This is a genomic window from Streptomyces sp. NPDC057654, from assembly GCF_042800135.1.
In the GTDB taxonomy this organism is placed as follows: Bacteria; Actinomycetota; Actinomycetes; order Streptomycetales; family Streptomycetaceae; genus Streptomyces.
In genome coordinates this window covers 1-3,797 of sequence record NZ_JBHVHQ010000833.1, presented here as the reverse complement: position 1 = coordinate 3,797, position 3,797 = coordinate 1, and the positions used below count along the sequence as shown (strand labels likewise).

At 71.5% G+C, this 3,797-nt stretch carries 3 protein-coding genes; 1 reads left to right on the top strand and 2 read right to left on the bottom strand.

The genetic code is table 11. The annotated features are described in order from the left end of the window. Positions 1-47 precede the first annotated feature (47 nt). Together ACFU99_RS36750 and ACFU99_RS36745 are read right to left on the bottom strand one after the other, a co-directional pair. Positions 48-1,604 carry a SulP family inorganic anion transporter gene (locus tag ACFU99_RS36750; RefSeq protein WP_384400922.1) on the bottom strand — a complete coding sequence of 519 codons (1,557 nt, stop codon included), beginning with the start codon at positions 1,602-1,604 and terminating at the stop codon, positions 48-50. Between the two features lie 213 nt (positions 1,605-1,817). Then, positions 1,818-2,210 (bottom strand): hypothetical protein, encoded by a 393-nt coding sequence (locus ACFU99_RS36745; RefSeq protein ID WP_384400919.1) that lies wholly within the window; start codon positions 2,208-2,210, stop codon positions 1,818-1,820. A gap of 315 nt (positions 2,211-2,525) precedes the next feature. On the opposite strand from ACFU99_RS36745, the gene proC reads away from it, so the two are divergent. Then, entirely contained in the window at positions 2,526-3,335 is an 810-nt protein-coding gene (gene proC, locus ACFU99_RS36740; RefSeq protein ID WP_384400916.1) for a pyrroline-5-carboxylate reductase, read from the top strand. Positions 3,336-3,797 lie beyond the last annotated feature (462 nt).

Genomic DNA, 3,797 nt, shown 5'->3' with positions numbered 1-3,797 from the left:
CCGCTGCTGTCCCTCCGGCAGCGGCGGGCCCGAGCAGGCTCAGGCGGTCACGCCTCCGAAGGCAGCGCCTTCAGGGCCGAGGGTCCGCCGGTCGAGGGGGCATGCCGTTCGGCCCAGCCCTCAAGGGCCACGCCGCACGCGTGGTCGACATGGCGCAGGCCGCTGAGGTCCAGCTCCACGCCCCGGCCGCGCGGCAGCGAGTGCGCCAGCGCCTCCAGCTCGTCGAGCAGCTTCGGCAGCCGCAGGAAGTTGGCGCTGCCGAGTACCCGGACCCGTACCGTGCTCCCGTCGTCGGCCGCCGTGCCGCCGTCTCCCACCCGCGTGGTCTCGACCGTGCTCTCGACCCGTACGTGCGAGGTCTCCCACGCCGCCTTGGCCACCGCCATGAGCAGCCCGATGATCACGCCCTCGAACATATTGGTCGTCACGATGGCCACCGCCGTCACCATCAGCACCACGGCCTCGCCCCGATGCTGACGCCACAGCGGCCCCAGCTCGCGCAGCGGAATGAGCTTCCAGCCCGCGTGCACCAGCACGCCCGCGAGGGCCGCCAGCGGAATGACGCCCAGGGCCGCGGGGAAGAGCACCGCGAAGATCAGCAGCCACGCCCCGTGCAGCACGCGCGACATCTTGGTCCGCGCCCCGGCCCGTACGTTCGCGGAGCTCCGTACGATCACGGCGGTCATCGGCAGCGCGCCGAGCACCCCGCACACCGCGTTGCCCGCGCCCTGCGCGATGAGCTCCTTGTCGTACTCGGTGCGCGGCCCGTCGTGCAGCCGGTCCACGGCCGCCGCGCTGAACAGCGACTCGGCGGACGCGATCAGGGTGAAGGCGAGGACGGTGCCCAGCACCCCCACGTCGGCCAGGCGCGCGAACTCGCCCGCGCCCGGCGGCTGCACCGAGGCGAGCAGGCCGTGCACCTCGACCCGCGCCACCGGCAGATCGAGAACGGCCACGGCGGCCGTGGCCAGCGCGACCGCCGCCAGGGGCGCGGGAAGCGCACGCGCGCCGCGCGGCCAGCGAGGCCACAGGACGAGCACGGCCACCGTCCCGGCCCCGACCGCGACGGCCGTGAGCGCGGAGGAGGAACCGACCGTGTCCGCGACGAGCCCCGGCAGCGAGCCGATCTTCTCCAGCCCGCCGGCCGGGGCCTTGGCGTCGGCGAGCGCGTACAGCTGGCCGGCGATGAGCACGAGCCCGATGCCCGCGAGCATCCCGTGCACGACGGCGACGGATATGGCCCGGAACCAGCGGCCTATGCCCAGCGCCCCCATCGTCATCTGGAGCAGACCGGCCACGAGCACGAGGACGCCGAGCGCCCCGAGCCCGTACTCCCGCACGGCCTCGTAGACCAGCACGGTCAGCCCGGCCGCCGGGCCGCTGACCTGGAGGCTGCTGCCCGGCAACAGCCCGGTCAGCAGGCCGCCGACGATGCCGGTGACGAGCCCCAGCTCGGCCGGGACCCCGGAGGCGACGGCGACCCCGACGCAGAGGGGGAGTGCGACGAGGAAGACGACGAGGGAGGAGGTGAGGTCGGCGCGAGCGTCGGTCCGAAACCAGGAAGACCAGACTTTTCGGATGGGGGTGGGCGGAATTTTCTGCATGCGGAGCGCCTCCAGCGATGCGTTACCTGGCGGGTGATGGATCAGCGGGTCGGACCCCTGCGCGGGCAGCGCGGACCGTACGAGCCGGTCAAGGGCGCGTACGAGCTGCCCGCGGCCATGAAAAAGGGGACGGGCAGGAGGGGAACGAGCGAAAGCAGGAAAAGGAGAAGAACGGGAAAAACGGAGATAGGCCGAGCGGTGACGGCGAAACCGTCAGCAGCGGAAGACCTGAAGCGCGACGGGCAGCTCGCCGGATCTCGGAAACGGCAGGGCGGCCGTCCGCCCGGCGCCGGACCGGGCCGCCCGCATACGAGCGGAGTCCTCGCCACCTGCGGAGCGCCCGGCATCACCCGCGCGGAGACGCCCGGCCCGCGGGTGCGGTACGGGCACGGCGGTCGAGCCCCCGGTGGCCCGGCGCGCCTCGCGGCGCTCGGCCTCCTCCTCGGCGCGCTCGGTGAGCGCGGTGGAGGACGCGGCGGGCAGCGAGGTGGCGGTGGAGACGGGCGCGACCTGCGTGGTCAGGCCGTCGATGGCGAAGAGGACGGCGAGCAGCACCGACAGGGCGGTCAGCAGCGAACGGGCGACCGGCTGGGCTGCCACGGCCATCGACCCCCCTCCGGCGTGCTTGGACACTCATCACCATTGTGTCCATGGAGCAACGTCAATTCGCGATGAGTCATGTAACAGCAAAATGAACTCAGGGTCACTGAACCGGAATTACCTGCTCCGTTCACGCCGGCGGGCGTCCAGCCGAATGCGCCTTCACCACACACCGCACGCCCCCTACCCCGCCCCTCGACGGCTACCCACCGGTCCGGCCACCGGTCCGGTCCCAGCAGCTGAAACCGACGGTTCGCCGCGGAGGTGAAATGCGAGGATGGCCCGCGATACGTCCAGAGCATCGGTGAGGTGAACAGACCCATGTCCCAGAAGGTCGCAGTACTCGGCACCGGGAAGATCGGCGAGGCCCTGCTCTCCGGCATGATCCGCGCCGGCTGGTCCCCCGCCGACGTCCTCGTCACCACCCGCCGCCCGGAACGTGCCGAGGAGCTCCACGGCAAGTACGGCGTCGAGTCCGTGACGAACGCCGAAGCGGCGAAGTCCGCCGACATCCTCGTCCTCGCGGTCAAGCCGCAGGACATGGGCGCCCTCCTCGACGACCTCGCCCCGCACGTGGCCGAGGACCGCCTGATCATCAGCGCGGCGGCCGGGCTGCCCACCACCTTCTTCGAGGAGCGGCTCCCGGCCGGCACCCCCGTCGTCCGCGTCATGCCGAACACCCCCGTCCTCGTGGACGAGGGCATGTCCGTCATCTCCCCCGGCACCCACGCCACCGAGGCCGACCTCCAGCGCACCGAAGCGCTCTTCAACCCCGTCGGCAAGACGCTCCGCGTCGCCGAGAGCCAGCAGGACGCGGCCACCGCCCTCTCCGGCTCGGGCCCGGCGTACTTCTACTACCTCGTCGAGGCGATGACGGACGCCGGCATCCTCCTCGGGCTGCCCCGCGACAAGGCGCACGACCTGATCGTCCAGGCCGCCATCGGCGCGGCCGTGATGCTCCGCGACAGCGGCGAACACCCCGTCAAGCTCCGCGAGGCGGTCATGTCCCCGGCCGGGACCACGATCAGCGCCATCCGCGAACTGGAGAACCACGGCGTACGCGCCGCCCTCATCGCCGCCCTCGAAGCCGCCCGCGACCGCAGCCGCGAACTGGCCTCCGGCCAGGGCTGACGCCCGGGGCCGCGGGGCGGCCCCATACCGCCCCGAACAGCTGCCCGCCACCGGTTTTGGCCCCCGCCGTCCCCTCGTGTAGTGTGCTCCGAGTTGCCGCGGCGTCCGAAAGGGCGGCGGGACAGCCACTTGAGCCGCACCGGCGGCAAATCACTACAGCAGCACGACCCCTGAACGGGACAGATTTCGGCATGCCGGAATTCGGACCGCAGACTCGATTATGAGTCGCCGGGGGAATCCGCTAAAGTAGTGACCACGCCGGAAGGCGCGAGAAACCCCCTCCGACGGGGACCGGAAATGAATTCCGACCGGAAACGGAACGGAAAACGGATCTGGTAGAGTCGGAAACGCGAAGAAGCCGAAAGGCCGAAACGCACCGGCGGAAATCAGGACCGCGAGGATCTGATAGAGTCGGAAACGCAGGAACACGAAGGGAAGCGCCCGGAGAGACCGGTGAAACGG